The 23149-nt window shown below is 28.6% G+C and carries 19 protein-coding genes; 10 read left to right on the top strand and 9 right to left on the bottom strand.

Annotated features, from left to right (window positions below; translation table 11 throughout):
- Positions 1-33 precede the first annotated feature (33 nt).
- Both PG912_RS00095 and sbcD read right to left on the bottom strand, forming a co-directional pair.
- Entirely contained in the window at positions 34-3687 is a 3654-nt protein-coding gene (locus tag PG912_RS00095) for an AAA family ATPase (protein WP_275687992.1), read from the bottom strand.
- Between the two features lie 12 nt (positions 3688-3699).
- Positions 3700-4902: an exonuclease subunit SbcD gene (gene sbcD, locus PG912_RS00090; protein ID WP_275687991.1), complete on the bottom strand. Its 1203-nt coding sequence runs from the start codon at positions 4900-4902 to the stop codon at positions 3700-3702.
- Between the two features lie 461 nt (positions 4903-5363).
- On the opposite strand from sbcD, the gene PG912_RS00085 reads away from it, so the two are divergent.
- Positions 5364-5798 (top strand): tellurite resistance TerB family protein, encoded by a 435-nt coding sequence (locus tag PG912_RS00085; protein ID WP_260585592.1) that lies wholly within the window; start codon positions 5364-5366, stop codon positions 5796-5798.
- A 58-nt stretch (positions 5799-5856) separates the two neighbouring features.
- A complete protein-coding gene (locus tag PG912_RS00080; RefSeq protein ID WP_275687990.1) occupies positions 5857-6447 on the top strand; it encodes a hypothetical protein in 591 nt (196 codons plus the stop codon).
- Positions 6448-6502: 55 nt separating this feature from the next.
- On the opposite strand, the gene gltX is transcribed toward PG912_RS00080, so the two are convergent.
- Positions 6503-8020, bottom strand: a complete 1518-nt coding sequence (gene gltX / locus PG912_RS00075) for a glutamate--tRNA ligase (RefSeq protein ID WP_275687989.1) — start codon at positions 8018-8020, stop codon at positions 6503-6505.
- Between the two features lie 119 nt (positions 8021-8139).
- On the bottom strand, positions 8140-8946 hold the full coding sequence (locus tag PG912_RS00070) for a hypothetical protein (RefSeq protein ID WP_275687988.1): 807 nt from the start codon (positions 8944-8946) through the stop codon (positions 8140-8142).
- A 125-nt stretch (positions 8947-9071) separates the two neighbouring features.
- Here PG912_RS00070 and PG912_RS00065 point away from each other — a divergent pair, with 125 nt between their 5' ends.
- The 4 genes from PG912_RS00065 to PG912_RS00050 all read left to right on the top strand — a co-directional run bounded on the left by PG912_RS00065 (position 9072) and on the right by PG912_RS00050 (position 15723).
- Complete coding sequence (locus tag PG912_RS00065; protein WP_275687987.1) at positions 9072-12374, top strand: DUF4175 family protein; 3303 nt, start codon at positions 9072-9074, stop codon at positions 12372-12374.
- Between the two features lie 37 nt (positions 12375-12411).
- Entirely contained in the window at positions 12412-12828 is a 417-nt protein-coding gene (gene ybeY / locus PG912_RS00060) for an rRNA maturation RNase YbeY (RefSeq protein WP_275687986.1), read from the top strand.
- A 28-nt stretch (positions 12829-12856) separates the two neighbouring features.
- Positions 12857-14734, top strand: coding sequence for a tRNA uridine-5-carboxymethylaminomethyl(34) synthesis enzyme MnmG (gene mnmG / locus PG912_RS00055; protein ID WP_275687985.1), 1878 nt, complete (start codon positions 12857-12859; stop codon positions 14732-14734).
- A 92-nt stretch (positions 14735-14826) separates the two neighbouring features.
- On the top strand, positions 14827-15723 hold the full coding sequence (locus tag PG912_RS00050; RefSeq protein WP_275687984.1) for a class I SAM-dependent methyltransferase: 897 nt from the start codon (positions 14827-14829) through the stop codon (positions 15721-15723).
- A 130-nt stretch (positions 15724-15853) separates the two neighbouring features.
- Here the strand turns inward: PG912_RS00050 and PG912_RS00045 are convergent, their stop codons facing one another.
- On the bottom strand, positions 15854-16252 hold the full coding sequence (locus PG912_RS00045) for a DoxX family membrane protein (RefSeq protein ID WP_275687983.1): 399 nt from the start codon (positions 16250-16252) through the stop codon (positions 15854-15856).
- A gap of 124 nt (positions 16253-16376) precedes the next feature.
- Between PG912_RS00045 and PG912_RS00040 the strand changes: the two genes are divergently transcribed.
- Together PG912_RS00040 and PG912_RS00035 are read left to right on the top strand one after the other, a co-directional pair.
- Positions 16377-17300: an SPFH domain-containing protein gene (locus tag PG912_RS00040; RefSeq protein WP_275687982.1), complete on the top strand. Its 924-nt coding sequence runs from the start codon at positions 16377-16379 to the stop codon at positions 17298-17300.
- A gap of 2 nt (positions 17301-17302) precedes the next feature.
- Complete coding sequence (locus tag PG912_RS00035; RefSeq protein ID WP_275687981.1) at positions 17303-17620, top strand: heavy metal-binding domain-containing protein; 318 nt, start codon at positions 17303-17305, stop codon at positions 17618-17620.
- Positions 17621-17674: 54 nt separating this feature from the next.
- On the opposite strand, the gene PG912_RS00030 is transcribed toward PG912_RS00035, so the two are convergent.
- The 4 genes from PG912_RS00030 to rnr all read right to left on the bottom strand — a co-directional run bounded on the left by PG912_RS00030 (position 17675) and on the right by rnr (position 21223).
- Positions 17675-17869 (bottom strand): Sec-independent protein translocase subunit TatA/TatB, encoded by a 195-nt coding sequence (locus PG912_RS00030; protein ID WP_275687980.1) that lies wholly within the window; start codon positions 17867-17869, stop codon positions 17675-17677.
- Positions 17870-17902: 33 nt separating this feature from the next.
- Positions 17903-18580: a head GIN domain-containing protein gene (locus PG912_RS00025; protein WP_275687979.1), complete on the bottom strand. Its 678-nt coding sequence runs from the start codon at positions 18578-18580 to the stop codon at positions 17903-17905.
- Between the two features lie 78 nt (positions 18581-18658).
- Positions 18659-18937: a hypothetical protein gene (locus PG912_RS00020; RefSeq protein ID WP_275687978.1), complete on the bottom strand. Its 279-nt coding sequence runs from the start codon at positions 18935-18937 to the stop codon at positions 18659-18661.
- Positions 18938-19006: 69 nt separating this feature from the next.
- Positions 19007-21223 (bottom strand): ribonuclease R, encoded by a 2217-nt coding sequence (gene rnr, locus PG912_RS00015; RefSeq protein ID WP_275687977.1) that lies wholly within the window; start codon positions 21221-21223, stop codon positions 19007-19009.
- 109 nt (positions 21224-21332) lie between these two features.
- On the opposite strand from rnr, the gene PG912_RS00010 reads away from it, so the two are divergent.
- Positions 21333-22244, top strand: coding sequence for a diacylglycerol/lipid kinase family protein (locus PG912_RS00010; protein WP_275687976.1), 912 nt, complete (start codon positions 21333-21335; stop codon positions 22242-22244).
- A gap of 74 nt (positions 22245-22318) precedes the next feature.
- Positions 22319-22486 (top strand): hypothetical protein, encoded by a 168-nt coding sequence (locus PG912_RS00005; protein ID WP_260587341.1) that lies wholly within the window; start codon positions 22319-22321, stop codon positions 22484-22486.
- The last annotated feature ends 663 nt before the right edge of the window (positions 22487-23149 follow it).

Genomic DNA, 23149 nt, shown 5'->3' with positions numbered 1-23149 from the left:
TTTTATACAGTTAAAAAAATTAATATCAACATATTAAATAACATCAACAACACTTATTCCGTTGCTCTTTTTGGTGATTTGTATTTGAGTAGGAATACGTTCTTTTAAGTTTTCTACATGCGATATAATTCCAATCATTTTGCCTTGTGCTTGTAAAGTTTCTAAGGTAGAAATTACCGTTTCTAATGTATTGCTATCTAAAGTACCAAAACCTTCATCAATAAATAAAGAATCTATTTTTACATTTTTACTCGCTAAATCTGATAAACCTAGAGCCAGCGCTAAACTGATAATAAACTTTTCGCCACCGCTAGAGGTATCTACCAATCTTGCCTGATCTGTTTGGTAATGGTCAATTAAATTAAAATTAAGCTCTTCTTTCGGTTTGTACGCTTCTTCCATTTTTAATGAATAACGCTTATTTAACTTATACAAATGCACATTAGCAAGGTCTAACAAATGTTTTAAGGTTAAACGCTGAACGTACACATTAAACGCATCTTTCGAATTTCCTATAACTTTAAATAATGCAGCCCAAATACCGCATACTTTTGCTTGCGCATCTATCTTTTTAGAAACTTCTTTATTTCGATCTCTTATTTCTTGATCTTTTCTAAAAGCTTCTACTATTTTACCTTTTTCAGTTAAAAAATATTTATTTTTTATTGATAAATCTTCTAAAACCACTTTATTTTCTAGTGCCGAAATTTCAAAAGCCCGCTGTTTATTTAAAACTTCAAAAGCTTTTAAATTACTTTCTTTTTTGGTTTTAAGAGTAATCTGATTTTCTTTAATACGCTCTTTATTTTGCGTGTATTTTTCTAAATCTTCTTTAGATAATAGCGCTTTTTCTATTTCCTCTTTAGTAGTAAAATCACTCTGATTTAAATCGTTTGCTAAAATTGATTTTAAATTGGTTAAAGTCGTAATTGAATCAGCTTGTTCTTTAGCTGTATTTGTTTTTAAAGCTACTACCTCTGTTTTTGTATCGAGGTGTTTTTGTAAATTCTTTTTATGTTTATCTAATTTTTCTTTGCTTTGATTAACAACCAACTGTAATCGTTCTCTTTTATTAGCAACCGTAACATTTAATGGTAAAATAGCGAATCGTTTTGTAGTAAAATCTTTTATTTTAACATCATTTTCCTCCTTATTTTTAAAATATTCTTTGTAAATTTTATCATCTTTTTCTTGTTGATTTTTATTGTTTTTTACATTGTTATTTAAAACAGTAAGTTCTGATGTTAGTGTATTAAAAACTTGAGTTTCTTTATTGTAATTACTAATAGATGCTTCTATATTTTGAATAAAAATATCTATCGTTTCAACAGGTGGTAACAGGTAATTATATTTTGCCAGTTTTACTCTTAAATCATTTTCTAAATTACTACAAGTTGCATTTAACCGCGCTATTGATTGCTCTTTAGTTTCAATCTCGGTAGTGCTGTTTTTAATATGCTCTTTTTTGGTAGCAACCGATGTTGTTAACGTACCTAAACCTTCTTTAAAACTATTTATTTTCTCTGAAGATTCATTTTTAGCTGTTTGTAATTTTTGAGCAATTACGATGTCATTATTTAAAATCATCAACGCTTCTGAAGTTGATTTTAACGTTGTATTTATTTTATCAACATCGGTTAATTCACACTGAATATTAATTTTACTTGCTGATACTTCAAAATCTCCAAGCGCTATTACAATGGCTTTGCTTTGCTTATTTAATCCATCAATAGTAGTTATAATTTGTGCTTTTTTCACCTCTAACGTACTCTTAGATGTTGAAAGTTCTTGTAATTTTTTTGTTCTAGAATTAAATTCTAATTCGGCATTAGAAACCTCATTTATTTTGGAATCATCTACAAACGGATGTGCCGTAGATCCACATAAACCACAAGGTTCTCCTGCCTTTAATCGCAAGCGATCACTTTCGTAATTTGCAATGCTTTTTTCTAAATCTAAAATTTTTGAGGCATCACTAACTGCTTTTTCTTGATTTTCAAAAGCTGTTTTCACCAATTTTAACTTTTCTTCTATTAATTTCGAAGCGTTTACTAATTTATGTTGCTCAGTTTCTATTTCCGTTTGTGCAGCTTTGGTTTTAAGTGTTTGTTCAGAAATATTTTTAAACTGTTCCCAATTGTCTTTTTGTATCAGTAACTTTTCTTTATTCTTTAAAAGCTGTTGAATATTTTTTTTTGCTAATTCATCTGAAATTCGAATATATTCTTTTTCTATCGTTGCAATTTCTATTGATTTTTTAGCTAATAATTCAACATCAGTAGTTAAAAGATCCGTGTTTTTTAGAACTTCTTTCTTTTTAAACGCAACAAAGTCTACATCTTCCTTTAAAGATTGTTTACTCGCTTTTAAGGTTGTTAGATCTTTTGTCCAACTAGAAATTTTATCAGCAACCTCTTTTAAAAACTTGTTTTCATTTAAAAATAAAGCTGTTTTTTCTATTTTAACCGTCGTTACTGTAATTTCTTTGAGTATGCTTTTTTCTTCTTCTTTTAAACGCTCAATTTGTTCGGCTACTACTTTGAGTTGTTGCGTATTTTTTTCTTTTTGAACGGCTTCATTTTTTAATTGCCCGTCTAGTTTTGTTATGAATTCGAACTTTGGCAGCCATTCCGAAAATTCTTTATTTGCTTTTTCAAACAGCGATGTTTCTGTTGAAACCAATTTTTCTAAGCTATCAATTGTTGGTTTTAGTTGTGCTAATTGATTTTCTATATTTTTTAATATTGCTATTTTTTGAAGTTGTTCTTTTTCTGTTCTATTTAAATCCTGAATAAGTTCTTTAAATGGTGCTGCTTTTTCATTTAAAGCCAAAGCATCTAGTTCTGTTTGATGCTTTTTTATATAAAGATCTATGCTTTTAACAGCTTCTTCTTGTTCTTTTGCCTCTGAAGTTAGTTTGTCAAACTGAACATACCAATCTGCTATAACTTGCGTAGCTTTTAACTCTTTTTCAATAGTATTAATATCCGAAGTAAGTATTGTATCTTTTTGTTTTAGTGCTTTTTTTTCTTCTGTTGTTAAAACATCTTCTGAGTTGATTTTAGCTTGAATATCTTTTAACTTTTTATCTTCTTTTGATTTTCTATCTAAAACACCTTGACCTATTTTTTTATAAATCTCTTCACCTGTAATTTGTTCTAGTAACTTTCCTTTATCTGATCCTTTGGCCGATAAAAAAGATGCAAAATCACCTTGAGCAAGCATTACAGACCTTAAAAACTGATTATAATCTAACTGAGTTACTTTATGAACTTCTGTAATTAAAGCTCTTTTTTGAGTGGCAATAATAACATCGGTCGTTAAGTTTTTTAAACTTACTTCTTCTTTAGCATTCTTATATTTTTTCCCTGATTTATCAGCAATTCTAATTCCCCAAAAAGCTTCATAAATAAAATTATTGTTTTCGAAAGTAACTCTAGTAAAAGCATCATTTGCACTATGACTTACCACATCGATCAACGAACCTTTTGTACCACTAAAACGTGGAACATTATGATATAATGCAATCGTAATAGCATCTAAAATTGTAGTTTTCCCTGCACCAGTAGAACCTGTAATGGCAAATAAACCAACATCTTTAAATTGCTCATTTTCAAAATCGATTACAATGGGTGTATCCGATTTTAAGGAATTAATATTTTGTAATTCTATTTTTAATATTTTCATATCAATATATAATTATTGATTTTTAACAACTTGTAATACTTCATTAAAGGCGTCCCAAACTTCCGGGTTTTCCTTTAAATCAAAATCCATTTCTTCACACTTTAGTTTAAAAACTTCGGTAGGTAATAATTCTTTAATCGATTTTATGTTTTCTAGCAATTCTTCAATTCCTTGTGTTTTTCGTTGCTTTTTTAAAGAGGTTTTTAATATTTCGAAGCAATATTTTTCGGCAGCTATTTTTAGCTCTTCTGTATTTATAGTGTTGTTTTCTTTTAAAACAATTTCTATCCAAGGTGTTAATTTATAAGAATTAGAAGTAATACTCGAAAACCCATCAATACATTCGGTCATGCTTCCTGTTAATTTATAAAACTCTCTAAAACGCGGAATTACAACATCTTCAATAGCACTTATTTCATTGTTTTTTGTAGTTAAAACAAGTACTTTTTTATCGTAATTAATTTCACTAAAGCTTAAAATATTTGGAGAACCAGAATATCGTACTTTATCATTATCACCAATTATTTGCGGCCTATGTAAATGCCCTAAGGCGATATAATTAAAATAAATAGGAAAATCTGCTGCCCCAATATGCCCTAAAGTACCCACATAAATATTTTGTTCACTATCAGAAACCGAACCGCCTGTTGCAAATAAATGCCCCATTGCAATTACGGGTGCATTGCTTGTATTTATTAACTCGCATTGTAACGCAACTAACTGATAATGATTAATTAAAGCTGTTTTATATTTATCTGTAAGCTCATCGAAAGATTCACCTGCCACCGCTCTTCTGATATCTCCGTCACGCAAATAGGGAACTGCACCAACGATAATTTTTTCATCATTTATATCAATTTCAAAAACTTCATCTTCAATATTTTCTGTTGCTTTACCAACCACTTTTATCGACAATGCATCTAATATATGTTTTGGAGCGTTTAAAGTTCCTGGTGAATCATGATTACCACCAGTAATAATAATAGATTTACAACTAGTTGCTTTTAACTTTACTAAAAAGCTATAATACATCGCCAAACTTTGGTTAGAAGGTGAACCAGTATCAAATATATCTCCTGAAATTAATAATACATCTATTTTTTGATCGATAATGTAATTTTCAATCCAATTTAAAAACAAGGTCTGCTCTTCTAATTGCGATTGCTCATGTAATCTATGACCCAAATGCCAATCGGCAGTATGAAGTATTTTCATTTAAAATATTTTTAAAACTGGTATAGCAACTTATAAATTAAGGAAGTAAAAACTTAATCATTTATAAGTTATCAAAATAAAGGCTAAGAAAAAAATTGTTTTTTTTATTTTTAAAACTACACAATAATTAAGCTAAAAGCAATCGATAAAAATTTATTTTTTTGAAGATTTCATAAATAAGATTCATTGTTATTTTTTAAAAGCTAAAACACATTTAAAGTTGTCTTAAAACTTAAATATAACCCTTATTGACACATTCGTTAACGGTTTTTTTATAATCGCTTAAAAGATATATTTCACACTCTTTTTTAATCACTATTATTTATTATTAAACACAAAATTATAAGAAAAAATAATATTATGTTTTCTGTAAATTTATTAACTTTAGTAAAAAGTTTTAGTTGACTTTTTTTTCATCTTTGTATCTAAAGAAAAACTATAATTATTAAAATATTAAGATCATGTCAATATCTGATTTATATTCAAGTGGAAAACACAAACAGGAAATAGGACACTTTGCAAGTGTTGTGAAAATTGCAAAAACTGATGGTGTTATTTCAGAAGGTGAGCAAAAATTATTAGATCGTGCAGCAAAAAAATTAAACATTGCTGAAACAGAATATATTGAGATCTTAAAAAATCCAGAGAAATTTCCTGTAAACCCACCTGTGAATTACGATGAACGTATTGAACGTTTGTATCGCTTAACTAAAATGATATTTGCTGATGAGCATATAGATAAAAAACAAGTAACACTTATGCAAAGAACTGCGGTGGCCTTACAGTTTCCGTTAGATAACATTGAAAAAGTTTGTGATGAAGCAATTCATTTAGTAATGAATACTAATGATTTAGAGGAATTTACAATTGCTATTAAAAAAGTAAATGCTATTTAAAACATTTATACTAAATTGCGGTTAATCAAGTTATTAAATTAAATAGCCCCCCTAATTAATGAAAAATAGAATTTTACTTACTATAATACTTTGTTGCTCAATGAATTTGTTTTCACAAAATTTAAACGATTCTTGGCAAATAGGAATTGGAATGGGAGTTACCAAATTTAGCGAAAGTGATGCAGCTTTTATTGGTGATGCATATCAATTTCAGGTGCCTGTACTTAGCATAACAATGCCAATTGGTGAACGCTTGTCTATTGACGGAGCAATGTCTATAAACACAATAGACGATGTTGGGTTCATTCAAAATGTTGCTAGTTACTTTTCACTAGATGGTTCGGTTCGCTATAATTTTAATGCAGTATTAGAAAAATTTAGTCCATATGTTTTTGTAGGAGGAAGTATTGTAGATTCTGATAGAAAAATGACACCCACTATTAATTTAGGTGCTGGTGGTATTTATTGGATAACGGACAAAATTGGAGTCAATCCGCAAGTATATTATAAACATTCTCTTGAAAATTATGAAAGTATGCGCTCTCACATTCAAGGAACTTTAAGTGTGGTATTTAAACTGGATTGGAATAATGCCGGAAGTGTGAACCGTGGAGGAAGATCTTCTTCATGTCATTACAATCAATTTTAAAAAGAAAATTAATCCAAAATAAAAACGCCGCTTTATAAAGCGGCGTTTTTTGTTTTTATGATAACTTCGCTATTGCGTTGTTAATTCGTTGTAGTGTGTTTTCTTTACCAATCATTGTCATTATATCAAACAAATCTGGTCCTGCTAATTTACCTACCAAACTTAAACGTAATGGTTGCATTACTTTACCAAAACCAATTTCTTTAGCCGTTATCCAACCTTTAATATCAGTTTGAGCATTTTCTATCGTGAAATCTTCAATCTTATCGATAACTGTGGTTAATTCTTGCATTAACTCGCCAGTAGTATCTTTCCATTGCTTTTTTGATGCTTTTTCGTCGTACTCCGAAGGATTCATGAAGAAAAAACTTGATAAATCCCAAAAATCAGCAACAAACGTAGCTCTCTCTTTTATTAATGAAACTACTTTTTCAGTAAAAGCGCTATCAATATCAATTCCTTTTTCTTCTAGAATAGTGATATATAATTCCGTTAGTTCTTTGTTTGATTTTTGTTGTAAGTATTGTTGATTAAACCAGTTTGTTTTATCCAGACTAAACTTAGCACCAGATTTACTAACTCTGCTTAAATCGAAAGCTTCAACCAATGCTTCTAAAGAAAATATTTCTTGTTCCGTACCGGGATTCCATCCTAATAAAGCAAGCATATTTATAAATGCATCATTAAAATAACCATCTTCTTTATAACCACGAGAAACATCACCTGTTTGCTCATTCGTATATTCTAAAGGAAATACAGGGAATCCTAATTTATCGCCATCACGTTTACTTAATTTTCCTTTACCTACTGGTTTTAAAATTAATGGTAAGTGCGCAAATTTTGGAGCTTGCCAATCAAAAGCGCGGTATAATAAAGTGTGAAGTGGGAGAGAAGGTAACCATTCTTCACCACGAATAACATGACTTATTTCCATTAAATGATCATCAACAATATTTGCTAAATGATACGTTGGCATTCCGTCTGACTTAAATAATACTTTATCATCTAACGTATTTGTATCAATCTTAATCGTTCCACGGATTTCGTCTTGTAATAACAATGTTTCATCTTGCGGAGTTTTAAAACGGACAACATATTTTGTACCTGCTTCTAATTTATTTTTGATTTCTTCATCAGAAAGATTCAATGAATTATCTAACGTAGCACGATTGTGCCAATTATAAATAAACGTTTTTCCGTTTTCTTCATCATTTTTTCGTTGTGCATCTAATGCTTCTGCTGTATCAAAAGCATAATAAGCCCAGCCTTTTTCAATCAATTCAATTGCATACTTTTTATACAATTCTTTACGTTCTGACTGACGGTATGGTCCGAACTTTTCATTATTTCCTGATCCTTCATCAAAAGGGATATTACACCATTTTAAAGCATCAATTATATATTGTTCAGCATTTGCTACATAACGTGTTTGGTCAGTATCTTCGATACGTAACACAAAAGTTCCGTTATATTTTTTAGCAAATAAGTAATTGAATAAAGCAGTTCTTACACCACCAATATGTAAAGGTCCTGTTGGGCTAGGAGCAAAGCGTACTCTTACGTTGTCAGTCATTTTTATTAATTTGAAAGCGCAAAGATAGTTTTAATAAAAGAGAAAAGAAATTAGATAAAAAGAAAAAGAGAAGCTTTTATAAAAGCTTCTCTTGGTAATTACATATATTGTATAATAGTTTAAAACTTCTGGTATAAACCAAAACTTATTGCGGGAACTTTAGCAACATTTCTTCCAGAAAACGCACCGCCTAAGGCTATGTTTGCACCAAAACTAGCATTAATTTCTGCTATGAATTTTAATCCGAAGCCTGCGTAACTTTGGTTATTAACATATAAACCTGTGTTTAAGTTTTGTGATGGTAATGCAATATCTCCATTTTTTAATGATGCTACACCATCTAAAAAACCAGCAATCCAAAGCCAATTTAATGTTTTGTAACCAATCTCTCCACCTAATTTATAGTTACTACTATAATCGTTTGTACGAATATCAAAACCTGTAAAAGCTTGTATGTACCAATTATTAAAACCTCTACCTGCAATAAATAACGGTGTAAAACTCCATGCATCATAACCTGTTCGTAAACCAGTTATTTCATCATAATTACCTGTATTGGCTTCAACATTTAATTGCCCTGTTAATAACCATTTTTTATTACTAAAGTTATGTTTTATTCCGAATTGAACATTCCCTAATGAATTATTACTTGGAGAGGAAGTTGCATTTGAAGATGTTAATTTAAACGGAAAGTTTAAAACTAAAGTTGTATTATCTGAAATACCGTATTCAGTATATAATTGTAGGGTGTTGTCTGATACTTTATTTGTTAAATTTACTTCAGGATTACCGTGTAGTTTATCGTAATTAGCAATACTAGTAAATGATAATTGTACATAGGTTTCGTTTTTCTTTTTCGTCCACGGACTTTGAGCTAACAGGTTAATAGAAACTAATAATAACAGTATTGTAACAAGTTTTTTCATTTTAAAATAATTATGAATTTCGTTTAAATTTAAAAGTATAAAGGTTTAGTACGGTAAATTTAAAAATTCTTACAGAAACCTTTAACTAAAACTTCCTTTTAAAAATAGTACTTTTATAAATTGATATGGAAGATTTTAATAAGATAACACGAAAGTTACAGCAGTTTAGTAGAAAATACTACACCAATGAATTGATAAAAGGGAGTATTTTATTTATTTCTTTAGGGATATTATACTTGTTTTTTACTTTGTTTATTGAATACTTTTTGTGGCTAAGGCCAACTGCCAGAACGCTATTATTTTGGATATTTATTTTAGTAGAATTATTTTTATTCTTCCGTTTTATTTGTTTTCCTATTTTTAAAATTATAGGATTACGGCAAGGAATTTCTTTTGAAGAATCGTCTAAAATTATTGGAAATCATTTTCCGGAAGTAAAAGATAAACTTTTAAACGTATTACAACTAAAACAAAACCGCAATCAATCGGACTTGTTATTAGCCAGTATTTCTCAAAAAGCAAAAGAAATACAATCAATATCATTTAATAAAGCAGTTAATTTTAATAGCAATATTAAATACTTAAAATATGCATTAATTCCGGTTTTTATTTGGGGATTATCATTTATAACAGGAACAACTCACAAGCTATCCGAAAGTTTTAATCGTGTAGTAAATCATTCTGTTGCTTATAAAGCTCCCGCTCCTTTTTATTTCAATTTAACAACTACCAATTTAAAAGTCATTAAAGGAAAAGATATTACGGTTTATATTCAAACAAGCGGCGAAATTATTCCTGAGAGTGCCAAAATTCATTTTAACAAGCAACAATATTTTTTAAAAAATGAAGGTAATGGATTGTTTTCATATACGTTTATTGAAGTACAAGAACCAATTAATTTTTACGCTAGTGCAAACGGTATAGAATCTATAACCTATAATATAGCTATTATAAGAACACCTTCTATTCAAAACATTTCATTGAATTTAAAATACCCTAGCTATATTCATAAGAAAAATGAAACAATTGAAAACACAGGAAATCTTAATGTTCCACAAGGAACAATTATAGAATGGCAAGTTAAAACAACTGAAACAGATAGTGTTAACTTACTATTAAATGAAAAACGTTACAATTTTATCAAAAATAAAATTGATGGATTTAAATTTAAAAAGCAGATTAAAAAAACTATTAATTATCAAATTACTACTTCTAATAATAGTTTAAAAGATTACGAACAGCTACAATTTTCTATAGCCGTTATTACGGATGAGCATCCTTTAATAAATGTAAATTCTAATATTGATAGTATTACTAGAGGTAATGCACAGTTTGTTGGACAAATTTCTGATGATTATGGCTTTAATAAATTAGAATTGGTTTACTATGATAAAAATACTGGTGATGCATTAAGTTTAAAGAAGATTGCTATAAATAAAAATAATATTCAAACTTTTTTATTTGAGTTTCCTGGTGATTTAGATCTTAAAAAAGGAGTTGATTATGAACTTTATTTTCAGGTGTTTGATAACGATGCCGTAAACGGAAATAAAAAAACGAAGAGTCAAAAATTTTCTTATCGACAGAAAACAACCAACGAGATAGAGAAGGAGCTTTTACAAGAACAACGTAACTATATTGATAATTTAGAAAACTCATTAAATAAGCAAGAACGAAGTAAAAAAGAATTAGAGAAAATTCAATTTGAATTACAGAACAAGAAAAATGTTAATTGGAATGATCAGAAAAAGATTAAAAATTTAATTAAACGACAAGATCAGTACAAGCAAATGATGCAACGTCAAACTGAAAATTTGCAAAACAATTTTACTGAGAAAAAAGAAAAAAACGAAAGCTTACAAGACAAAAAAGAAGAATTAAAACAGCGAATAGAAGAACTTAAGAAACTCGATAAGCAACAAAAAAAATTAGCCGAACTTAAAAAATTAGCCGAGAAACTTAACCGAGAAGATTTAATAAAAAAGACAAAAGAACTAGCTGAGCAAAACAAACAACAAGAAAGAAGTTTAGAACGTATATTAGAAATGACTAAACGTTTTTATGTTGAGCAGAAAATGCAAAAAATAGCAGATAATTTAAATGAGTTGTCAAAAAAACAAGAGGAATTATCAAAAAAAGAAACAACAAACGACGAACAAAAGGCAATAAATAAAGAATTTAAGGAAGCTAAAGAAGAACTTAATGAGTTAAAAAAAGATAATGAAAAATTAAAATCTCCGATGGAAATACCTTCTATGGAAAAATTATCTGAGGAAACCCAAAAAGAACTTAACAAAGCAGAAGAAAATATAGCAAACAAAAAGCAATCTGAATCAAAAGAAAATCAGAAAAAAGCAGCGAAAAAAATGCAGGAAATGAGTCAGAAGATGCAAGATTCAATGCAAGAAATGAGTGCTGATATGGAAGAAGAAAACATGGAAGGTTTGCGTCAGGTTCTAGAAAACTTAATTACATTTTCTTTTGACCAAGAGACTTTAATGAATGTGTTTTCATCAACTAATTCTTCACATCCAAACTTTGGTAAAAACCTACAAAAGCAATATTTACTTAAAAGTTATTTTGAACATATAGACGATAGTTTATTTGTTTTATCAATGAAAAACCCTAAAATATCATCTAAAGTACAAGATCAACTTTCGTTAGCACATTATAATTTAAGTGAATCTTTAGAAAATTTTGCTGATAATAAATTTCAAAACGGAATAACAAATCAGCGTTACATAATGACATCAGCAAACACTTTAGCAGATATGTTAAGTAATACGTTAGATGCTATGAAAAACCCAAAACCTGGTAACGGAAAAGGGAAGGGAAAAGGAAAATCTTTTAGCTTGCCAGACATTATTAAAAAGCAAAGTGACTTAATGAAGAAGATGCAAGAGGGTATGCAAAAGAAAGAAGGTGGAAAACCTAAAGATGGAAAAGACGGAAAAAAAGGTGGGGAAAAAGGAAAAAAAGAAAGTGAGAGCGGTGAGCAAGGAGAAGGTTTAAATGGTGAGTTGTATGAAATATATAAACAACAAACGGAATTGAGGCAACAATTAGAAGATGCCATTGGCCAAGGAAAAAGCGGTAACGGTAAAGCTAAGAAAGCTCTTAAGGAAATGGAGCAGTTAGAAAATGATATTTTAGAAAAAGGTTTTACACAGCAAAGCATTAACAGAATGCAACAATTAAACTATGAATTACTAAAATTAGAGAAGGCTACATTCGAACAAAATCGTGATAAAAAACGAAAATCAAATACCAATTTACAAGAGTATAATAAAGAAAGGATTAAGGATTTAAAGTTTAAGAAGTTGTTCTATAACCAAACAGAGATATTAAATAGACAATCATTACCTTTGCGCCCTGATTATAAAAAGAAGGTTCAGGAGTATTTTAACCTTCCTAAAAACAACAAGTAATAGATTTAAATTATTTTATTACAACATAAATTAAAGAATGATTGTATTTAATTACGAAACTGAATTTCAATTAGAAAATGAAGAAAAAACTTCTAAGTGGGTTCAGAACTGTATAGAGAAAGAAGAGTTTGAATTAGGAGAAATCAACTATGTATTTTGTGATGATACCTATTTACATAAAATGAATGTTGAATTTTTACAACACGACACCTTAACCGACATCATTAGTTTTGATTATACCTTAGGTAAGTTAGTAGGAGGAGACATCTTTATTTCTATCGAACGAGTAAAAGAAAATGCAAAAGAGTTTAATGTTTTATTTGAAAACGAACTGCATCGAGTTATTATTCATGGTGTATTACATTATATGAAATACAAGGATAAGACCGAGGCTGAAAAACAAATAATGCGTACTAAAGAAAACGATTCTTTAAAAACTTTAAACGAAAACTAAAATCGTTCCACGTGGAACAGCATATAAAATGAGTTTATTTAATACAACATACGATGTAATTGTAGTAGGTGGTGGACACGCTGGTAGTGAAGCTGCAGCTGCAAGTGCCAACATGGGTGCACATACATTATTAATAACAATGAACCTTCAGAATATAGCTCAAATGAGTTGTAATCCAGCAATGGGTGGTATCGCTAAAGGGCAAATAGTTCGCGAAATTGATGCTCTAGGGGGTTACAGTGCAATTGTAACCGATAAGACTGCTATTCAGTTTAAGATGCTTAATAAATCAAAAGGATCTGCAATGTGGAGTCCGAGGGCACAGTCGGACAGAATGCAATTTGCAGAGTGTTGGAGAAATATGTTAGAGAAGACGGATAATTTAGATTTTTATCAGGACTCTGTTAACGGATTAATTTTTGATGACAATAAAGTCGTTGGTGTAAAAACAGCTTTAGGATTAGAGATAAAAGCAAAGACTGTTATTATTACTGCAGGTACTTTTTTAAATGGATTGATTCATATAGGTGAAAAAACATTTGGTGGTGGTAGAGCAGGTGAAGGAGCTTCTACAGGAATAACAGAAGATTTAGTTGCTAAAGGATTTGAATCTGGAAGAATGAAAACAGGAACTCCTCCAAGAGTTGATGCTCGTTCTTTAGATTTTTCTAAAATGACTGAACAACCTGGAGATGAAAATCCAGAGAAGTTTTCTTATTTACCTAACATTAAAAAATTAACAGAACAACGTTCTTGTTATTTAACACACACCAATACAAAAGTACACGATATACTACGTGCTGGCTTTGATCGTTCACCAATGTTTAATGGTAGAATTAAATCTACAGGACCACGTTATTGTCCGTCAGTAGAAGATAAGATTGATCGTTTTGCAGATAAAGATCGTCATCAAGTTTTTGTTGAACCAGAGGGATGGAATACTGTTGAAATTTATGTAAACGGATTTTCTACTTCTATGCCAGAAGATGTACAGGATGAAGCCATTCGTCATATTCCAGGATTTGAAAATGTAAAATTCTTACGTTTTGGATACGCAATTGAATATGATTTCTTTCAACCAACACAATTAAAACATAGTTTAGAAACGAAGTTAATTGAAAATTTATTCTTCGCAGGTCAAATAAACGGAACGACGGGTTATGAAGAAGCAGCTGCACAAGGTTTAATGGCTGGTGTAAATGCTGCCTTAAAAACTCAAAATAAAGAACCCTTTATATTAAAAAGAAGTGAAGCTTATATTGGGGTTTTAATTGATGACTTAATTACTAAAGGAACAGAAGAACCATATAGAATGTTTACTTCTCGTGCTGAATACAGAACGTTATTAAGACAAGATAATGCAGATTTAAGATTAACTCCAATTGGTCATAAATTAGGATTAGCTTCTGATGAAAGATTAGAAAGAGTACTAGAGAAGAAAGAGAAAACAGATAAATTGATTCACTTCATTACAAACTTAAGTGTTAAGAAAGAAGATATAAATCCTATTTTAGAAGCTAAAGGATTATCGGTTGTTAATCAAACAATGAAATTAATAAAGATAGCAACACGTCCTCAGTTAAGTTTAAGTGATTTTAATAGCATTGAAAAGTTACACAACTATATAAAAGAAAACGAAATGAATACTGATGTAATAGAGCAGACAGAGATTCATTTAAAATATTCGGGATATATAGATAAAGAAAAGAACAATGCTGATAAATTAAATAGATTAGAAAAAGTTGTAATACCTGCAAATTTCGATTATGATAAAGTACATTCATTATCGATTGAAGCTAGAGAAAAATTATTAAGCATTCAACCTACTTCGATATCTCAAGCAAGTAGAATAAGTGGAGTTTCACCTAGTGATATTTCTGTTCTTTTAGTTTATATGGGTAGATAATAATATCAACTTAATAATAAAAAGAAAAACGTTCCATGTGGAACGTTTTTCTTTTTTACGTAATATTGCAATAACATTATAGCATGTTCCACATGGAACATCTTAAAAAGAAAAAGAAATTGAATACAGAAAAAGCACTTTATAAAAACCTAACTCCGTTATTAAACTGTATAGATTATACTGTTTCAGATGAGAGTTATGAAGTAATGTATAATAAGAAATATGATATGCTTGTTACTTCACCCGTACCGGTGAATTTAGAAAGTTATTATGCGAGTGATTCATACATTTCTCATACCGATAGTAAGAAAACACTTTTTGACCGCGTATATCAATTAGTAAAAAACCATACACTAAATCAAAAACTGAAATTGATAAACTCTTTTAATACAAAAGATAAAACAATTTTGGATGTAGGAGCGGGGACAGGTGATTTTTTAAAAGTATGTAAAATTAATAATTGGAAAATTAATGGAGTAGAACCTTCTGATAAAGCAAGAAAGTTTGCTGAAGGAAAAAGCATCATCCTTAAAAAAGATATTTCGGAATATGAAGGAAAACAATTTGATGTAATTACACTTTGGCATGTTTTAGAACATATTCCTAATTTAATAGAATACACACATCAATTAAAAAAATTATTAAAACCAAATGGTGTTTTAATAATTGCAGTTCCTAATTTTAAAAGTTATGATGCCAGTAGTTATAAAGAATTTTGGGCAGCTTATGATGTACCAAGACATTTGTGGCATTTTTCTAAAACAGCTATAAAAAAAATATTTTCTGATATTGAAATGAACGTAGAAAAAATACTTCCCATGAAGTTTGATGCTTTTTATGTTTCGTTATTATCTGAAAAATACAAATCAAAAAAATCAAGACCATTACGTGCTTTTTTTAGCGGATTAAGATCAAATTTAAAAGCAAGTAAAAATGGAGAGTATTCTTCTTTAATATATCTGATAAAAAATAACAAAAATCAATTTTAAGCATCATTTAAAAGATTTTAACTACATAAAACATACACTTTACTTAAATAAAAACAAAACGCTCTTAAATTTAAAATTTAAGAGCGTTTTAAATAAATAAAAATTATTTACTTAATAAATACTATAAATATTAACTATTTAATAAATACATACCCGCAATGGTAATTAAAAAATAAATTGCCAACGTCATTGCACCAGCATAATCTTTTGCTAATCGTTGTCCTATCAAAAGAAAAATTAAAGACAACGCAGAAATTTGAATACCTAATAAAGCTAATTCTCCACTTCCTATAGTTATCAAATTAAAAACACCAATAAGCATAAAAGCACCAGCAAGTAATTCCATCACTAAAATAATAACCAATAAAAGTGGTACTGAATTTTTAAATGGTGAATTTTTAAAATGCTCTTTTATAAAAGATGCATTACCATTCCAATCTGTAACTTTATCGATACCCGATTGTAAAAAGGTAACAATTAAAAAAAGTAGAATTAAAATTTCTGTTGCGTGTTTTTGAATAAGTTCCATATAATTGATTTTTAGCAAATATAACTTTAAAAGCAAAAAGTTGTAACATTTAATAAAATTACCGTCAAATAAATAGAAACTTAAATATGTATCTTTACATATACTAATTAAAAAAAATAAAACTATGCCTATTTATTATTATCCAATTCTGTTTTTTGGATTGATTATTTTATTAGCTTCTTTCTTTACAGTGAAGCAACAAACAGCTGCTATTATCGAGCGTTTTGGTAAGCTTCATAGTATTCGTCAATCGGGATTACATTTTAAAATTCCTTTAGTAGACAAGATTGCTGGAAAACTAAGTTTAAAAATTCAACAATTAGATGTAATTATTGAAACTAAAACATTAGATAATGTATTTGTTAAATTAAAAGTTTCAGTTCAATATAAAGTAATTAGAGACAAAGTAGAAGATGCATTTTATAAGTTAGATTATCCACATGACCAGATTACATCTTATGTATTTGATGTTGTTCGTGCAGAAGTACCTAAAATGATATTAGATGATGTTTTCTTAAAAAAAGATGATATAGCAATTGCTGTAAAATCTGAATTAAATGAAGCAATGATGACGTATGGTTATGATATTATTAAAACATTGGTAACAGATATTGATCCGGATGCACAAGTAAAGGAAGCAATGAATAGAATTAATGCTGCGGATAGAGAAAAAACTGCTGCACAATATGAAGGAGATGCACAACGTATTTTAATTGTTGAAAGAGCTAAAGCTGAGGCAGAAAGTAAGCGTTTACAAGGTAAAGGTATTGCAGATCAGCGTAGAGAAATTGCCCGTGGTTTAGAGGAATCAGTAGAGGTTTTAAATAGAGCCGGAATCAACTCGCAAGAAGCATCTGCATTAATTGTAATTACACAACATTACGATACATTACAATCTATTGGAGCAGATACGAATAGTAACTTAATTTTACTACCAAATAACCCAAATGCGGCAAGTTCTATGTTAAATGATATGGTAGCTAGTTTTGCAGCAACCAATCAAATAGGAGAGAATATGAAAGAAATTAAAGCTAATAAAAAAGAATAATTATGATAATAACTACAACACCAACTATTGAAAATAAACCAACAAAAGCATATTTAGGTATTGTTACTGGTGAAACAATTATTGGAGCTAATATTATTAAAGATTTCTTTGCAGGAATTAGAGATATTGTTGGTGGTCGTTCTGGTTCTTACGAGAAAGTTTTACGTGAAGCAAAAGATACTTCACTAAAAGAAATGCAAGAACGTGCCCAAGAATTAGGCGCAGATGCTATTGTTGGAGTTGATTTAGATTATGAAACTGTTGGACCAAATGGCGGAATGCTTATGGTAACAGCCTCTGGAACAGCAATAAAATTTTAAACAAAAAAAACCGAAACTATTAAGTTTCGGTTTTTTTATATCGAAAATAAAAAATTATTTCTTTTCTTCTACTTTATTTTCTTCGTTTTCTTCTTCTTTAGTTGCAGTTTTAAATTCTTTAATTCCTGTACCTAAACCTTTCATTAATTCAGGAATTTTCTTTCCTCCAAACATTAATAATACTAAAGCTACTACAATGGCAATTTGCCATGGTCCAATCATTCCTAAAAATATGCTAAGTGAAATCATTTTAATTAAATTTTACATTACAAAGATACTAAATTAACTTCGCTGTTCAATTACTCCACCAATTACTTTTTTATCTTTAAATACTTCAGGCGTTCCTTTATAAAAAATAGAACCACCAAAAGAAACCTTAGCATCTAACGTTTCACCAGCTTGTACTTCTACCTTCGATCCTGAACCTGCACGAACATGGTTTAAATCACTTACCATTAATTTATACCCATGGTAAATTCCACCTAAGTTTGCTTCAACAGTTTGATTTTTTGTAGCTCCAGAAAGCTTAATAACAGCTCCTGATACGCTTTTTACCTTAAGATGCTTAACATTAACTACCATATTAATAAAAGCTCCTTCTTGGGCTTTAATTTCAATTTGAGCTTGAGAGATTTCCTTACCTGTAATAGTAGCACCTTCATTTGCATCAATTATTTTTAATAACGATGCATAATAAAGTGTTACTTTAACTTTACCATCTGCTGTGGTTTCAGGAAACTTTAAAGCTACTTTTAATGTATTATTTTTATTTTTAATAGTTACTTTCTCTGCCTTTTCTCCTGTAACAATTATTTTATTTTTATCAGATTTAACCAGTTCTAAATCGATACCATTAAATACTTTTATGGTAGAAAAATCTCCTAAATTTTTCGTAATAGTAGTTTGTGCTGATGCTAAAAAAGGCAACAATAACAGACATAAAAATGCTAATTTTTTCATTATAAATTTTGTTAGTTACTAAAGTATAACCAATAATTATACCAATACTATAAAGACAAATATTAAAATTTATTGTTATCAATAGTGAAATTCTTTAAATGATAAAGTATTATTCAAAGTATCAATATCAACTGAACAAGGATAAAAGTTATAATCTTTACTTTCTAATCCAAAACTAAAACCATTTTTTACACTATTAAAAGTATAATCTTTTTTTAATTTCTTAATTATATTTTTACTTTCATTTTTGTTTTTGAATTGAACTTCTATATTAACCGAATAATCTATATTTCCTACAATAGTATCTTTCAAAATAACATAATTATTAGGAAGCTTAAAACCTAAAGTATTCTCCATACTTTTAATAGTAGAACTTTTACATCCTAAAAATAAAATGATAGTAAATAAACAAAAAAAGTTTTTCATTTAATGCGAAATTAAATGAAAATCTAAATGTTTACGTTCTAAATCGGTGTTTTTTACTTTAACAACAACTTTATCTCCTAGTTGAATTATATTTTTTGATGATTGACCTACAATAGCATATTGCTTTTCATCAAAAATATAATAATCATCCTTTATATCTCTGATTCTCACCATTCCTTCACATTTGTTTGCAGAAATTTCTACGTAAATTCCCCATTCGGTTACACCAGAAATTACACCTTCAAATTCTTCATCTTGATGGTCTTTCATATATTTAATCTGCATATATTTTATGCTAGATCGTTCTGCTTTTGCAGCCATTTCTTCCATTTGCGAAGAATGTTTACATTTTACTTCGTAATCTTCTGCTTTAGGAGACTTTCCGCCATCTAAATAATGTTGTAATAAACGATGCGTCATTACATCTGGATAACGACGAATTGGTGAAGTAAAGTGCGAGTAATAATCGAAAGCTAACCCATAATGCCCAATATTTTGAGTTGTATAAGCTGCTTTACTCATAGAACGGATTGCTAAAGTTTCTACCATATTAGCTTCCCCTTTTCCTTGAACATCACTTAGTAATTTATTTAAAGATTGTGAGGTTTTTTCTTTAGTTTCTGTATCAATTTTATAACCAAATTTATTAATAATGTTTTGTAATGAAGCTAATTTATCAATATTTGGTTCATCGTGTGTACGGTAAATAAAAGTATTTTTTGTTTCTTTTCCTTTAGAAAAACCGATAAATTCAGCTACTTTTCTATTTGCTAGTAACATAAATTCTTCAATTAATTTATTAGCATCTTTAGATTCTTTAAAGAAAACACCTACTGGATTTGCTTTTTCATCTAAATCGAATTTAACTTCTACTCTATCAAAAGATATTGCACCAGCTTTCATACGTTTTTTACGTAATTTTTTAGCTAATTCATCTAGTTTTAAAGTAGCTTCTACAATTTCTGGAGCAACTTCATATTCTTTATCAATAATTGAAATATCAAGCGGCATTGTATACGGCTCAACAGTATGAGAAAGTGAACAATTTTCTATAATTGATTGTGCTTCTTCATAGGCAAAACGTTGATCTGAATAGGTAACTGTTCTACCAAACCATTGATTTACAATTTGTGTTTTTTCGTTCATTTCAAAAACAGCAGAAAAAGTTAATTTTTCTTCATTTGGTCGTAAAGAACAAACTCCGTTACTTAACATTTCTGGTAACATTGGTACCACTCTGTCTACTAAATAAACTGATGTTGCACGATCATATGCTTCATCATCTAAAATGGTTTTTGGTTGTAAATAATGAGAAACATCAGCAATATGAATTCCTATTTCATAATTACCATTTTCTAATTTTGTAAACGATAATGCATCATCAAAATCTTTTGCATCTTTCGGATCTATTGTAAAGGTTAAATCCTTACGCATATCACAACGTTTTGCTATTTCAGCTTCCGTAATTTCAATAGGTAAATTTTCAGCTTCTTTTTCTACAGCTTCTTCAAATTCGTATGGTAAACCATATTCTAATAAAATAGAGTGTATTTCTGTTTCATGTTCACCAGGTTTTCCTAAAACTTGCGTGATTTTTCCAAACGGATTTTTAGAATTTTCTGGCCAGTCAGTCATTTGTACCACCACTTTATCACCATCTTTTGCACCGTTTATTTTATTCTGAGAAATAAATAAATCTGCCGACATTTTTTGGCTGTCTGGTATTACAAATCCGAAGGTTTTATTCATCTGTAAAACTCCAACAAACTCAGTTTTTTTTCGTTCGATGATTTCTACAACTTCAGCTTCGTATTTATTAGATCTACGTTTTTTATAAACATAAGCCTTAACAGTATCTTGATGTAATCCTTTTCCTAAATTTATAGATGGAATAAATATATCGTTCTCAAAATCATCAGACATAAAATATCCATTTCCATTAGCTGTTAAATCTAACGTACCAACATGATATTTACGATCTTCATTAATTTTATATTTTCCTCTATCTATTTCTTTAATTTTTTGATTTCCTGTTAATTCTGCTAATTTTTTTAATACTTGTGTTTTTCCATCAGTATCAGAAATACCCATTTTAGCAGATATCTGCTTATGGTTATATGTTTTTGAATTGTCTTCGTTTAAAATTTTAAATATATTTCTGGTTAAGTCTTTTATTACTCTACCTTTTTTCTTGTATATTTTTTTCTTTCTAGTCATTAATCTTCTTCTTGTTTTATTGTTACCAAAGTACAAATAAATTTAGGTTTTGTTTATTAAATAAGTGTTACCAATCTATTTTGTATTTTGGCGTAATTATATTTTTTTTATGATAAATTCTTGGTTTGTTATTGCAAATCCTACTTCTGGAAATAAAAAGCTTTCTAAAAATTGGAAAGAAATTGAGCAATTGTTAAACGAAAGAAATATCGATTTTTCTTATGCTTTTACAGCCTATTCTAAACACGAAATTGAATTGGTACACAAAGCTATTCAACAAGGTTATAGAAATATAATTTCCGTTGGTGGAGATGGTACACTACATCATGTAGTTAACGGAATTATGACGCAAAGATATGTAAAAACTTCTGATATCACAGTGGGAGTGATTCCTTTAGGTACAGGTAACGATTGGATTAAGACTTATAACATACCAAATAACATAAAATTAGCAATAGATTTAATTACCCAACAAAAAACTATTTTACAAGATATTGGTTATTTAGAACTAGCAAATACTACTGCTTTTTTTAATAATGTTGCAGGAATAGGGTATGATGGTTACGTTGTTAATAAGTTGAATACACTTAAAAAATTTGATCCACTAGCATATCTTATAAGTGGTATTGCCGGTTTATTATTTTACAAAAAAACTAGTTTTACTATTGAAGTTAACAATAAAGTAATTGAAACAAAATGTTTAATGACTTTATTTGGTATTTGTAAATACTCTGCAGGTGGTATGCAATTAACTGATTATAAATATACTACAGATGGTTTATTTGATATAACTATTGCTAAAAATTTATCTCTTTTAGATTTAATTATCAATATTAAGAAATTATATAACGGATTGATTGTAAATCATAAAAAGGTAGAAACACAATTATCTAATACTTTGTTAATAACTCCGGCTTCTCTTAAAAATCCTCCATTTATTCAGGCTGATGGAGAATTAATAGGTACAGGAAAAGTAACTGCAACTATAATTAAGAAAGCAATACAATTTGTAATTTCATAAAAAGTTAAAAAAATCTTAATAAAATTGTAACATTTCTTAAAATTTAACGTCTTTATAACAAGAAGTCGTTACTAATGAAAAACTTACGAAAAATAATAGCGTTGTTTATCTTCATATTTATTACAGGTATTATAGTTACTGTAGTAAGTATAAATACTACTTTAAATAAAAAACCAGCTACAGAATTAGTAAAAGCAAAAGATACTATCTATCTTATTAAAAAAGCTAATAAAACTACTTAAAAGCTGTTCTCCCTGTTTTATTCTTACTTATCAACATCGTTAGTTTTATCTAGTGTTTTTTATCAATTTTATTCTTTAAAATTATCATTATAAAAAATCTTACTCATTTACTAAATCTTCAATTTTTTAAAATTTGATGTTATTAACATATATAATATTATATATAAAGAATTTTTAAAATTTAAAAAAAGAAATGATTGTTATTATAGTGTGTTAATATGTGGCATAAATAAATGATTAAATTTTTGTGAGTATCAGTTATTAAATAAAATAAACATGTTATTAGCTGAATAAAATGTTTAAAATCAACTATAAAACATAGTTATTAACAAAACTTATAAACAACTATTCACTGTTAATTATGAATACTTAATTGCATTTACATTGTAAACAACAGGTTAATTTTATGTTGATAAATGTTTACTAGAAACTCATAAAAAAAGTTGTGTATGTAATAGTAGTTCTTGTATTGTAAAAAAAATATAAAAAATCAAATAAACTTTTTAAAATATACCATTACTTCTTAACAATTAGCTAACATTATTCAAGTACTTAAAAATTAAGCACTTATTAAGAATACTTAAAAAAGCATTGTTAATTACTGTTGATAACCCTGAATATCTGTATTTTTGTAGTACACAACTAAATTAAAATCAACAAATT

It is taken from the genome of Tenacibaculum retecalamus (assembly GCF_027941755.1).
Lineage (GTDB): Bacteria > Bacteroidota > Bacteroidia > Flavobacteriales > Flavobacteriaceae > Polaribacter > Polaribacter haliotis_B.
Note: the sequence above shows the minus strand (reverse complement) of the source record. Positions and strands in the feature narration are given on the sequence as shown.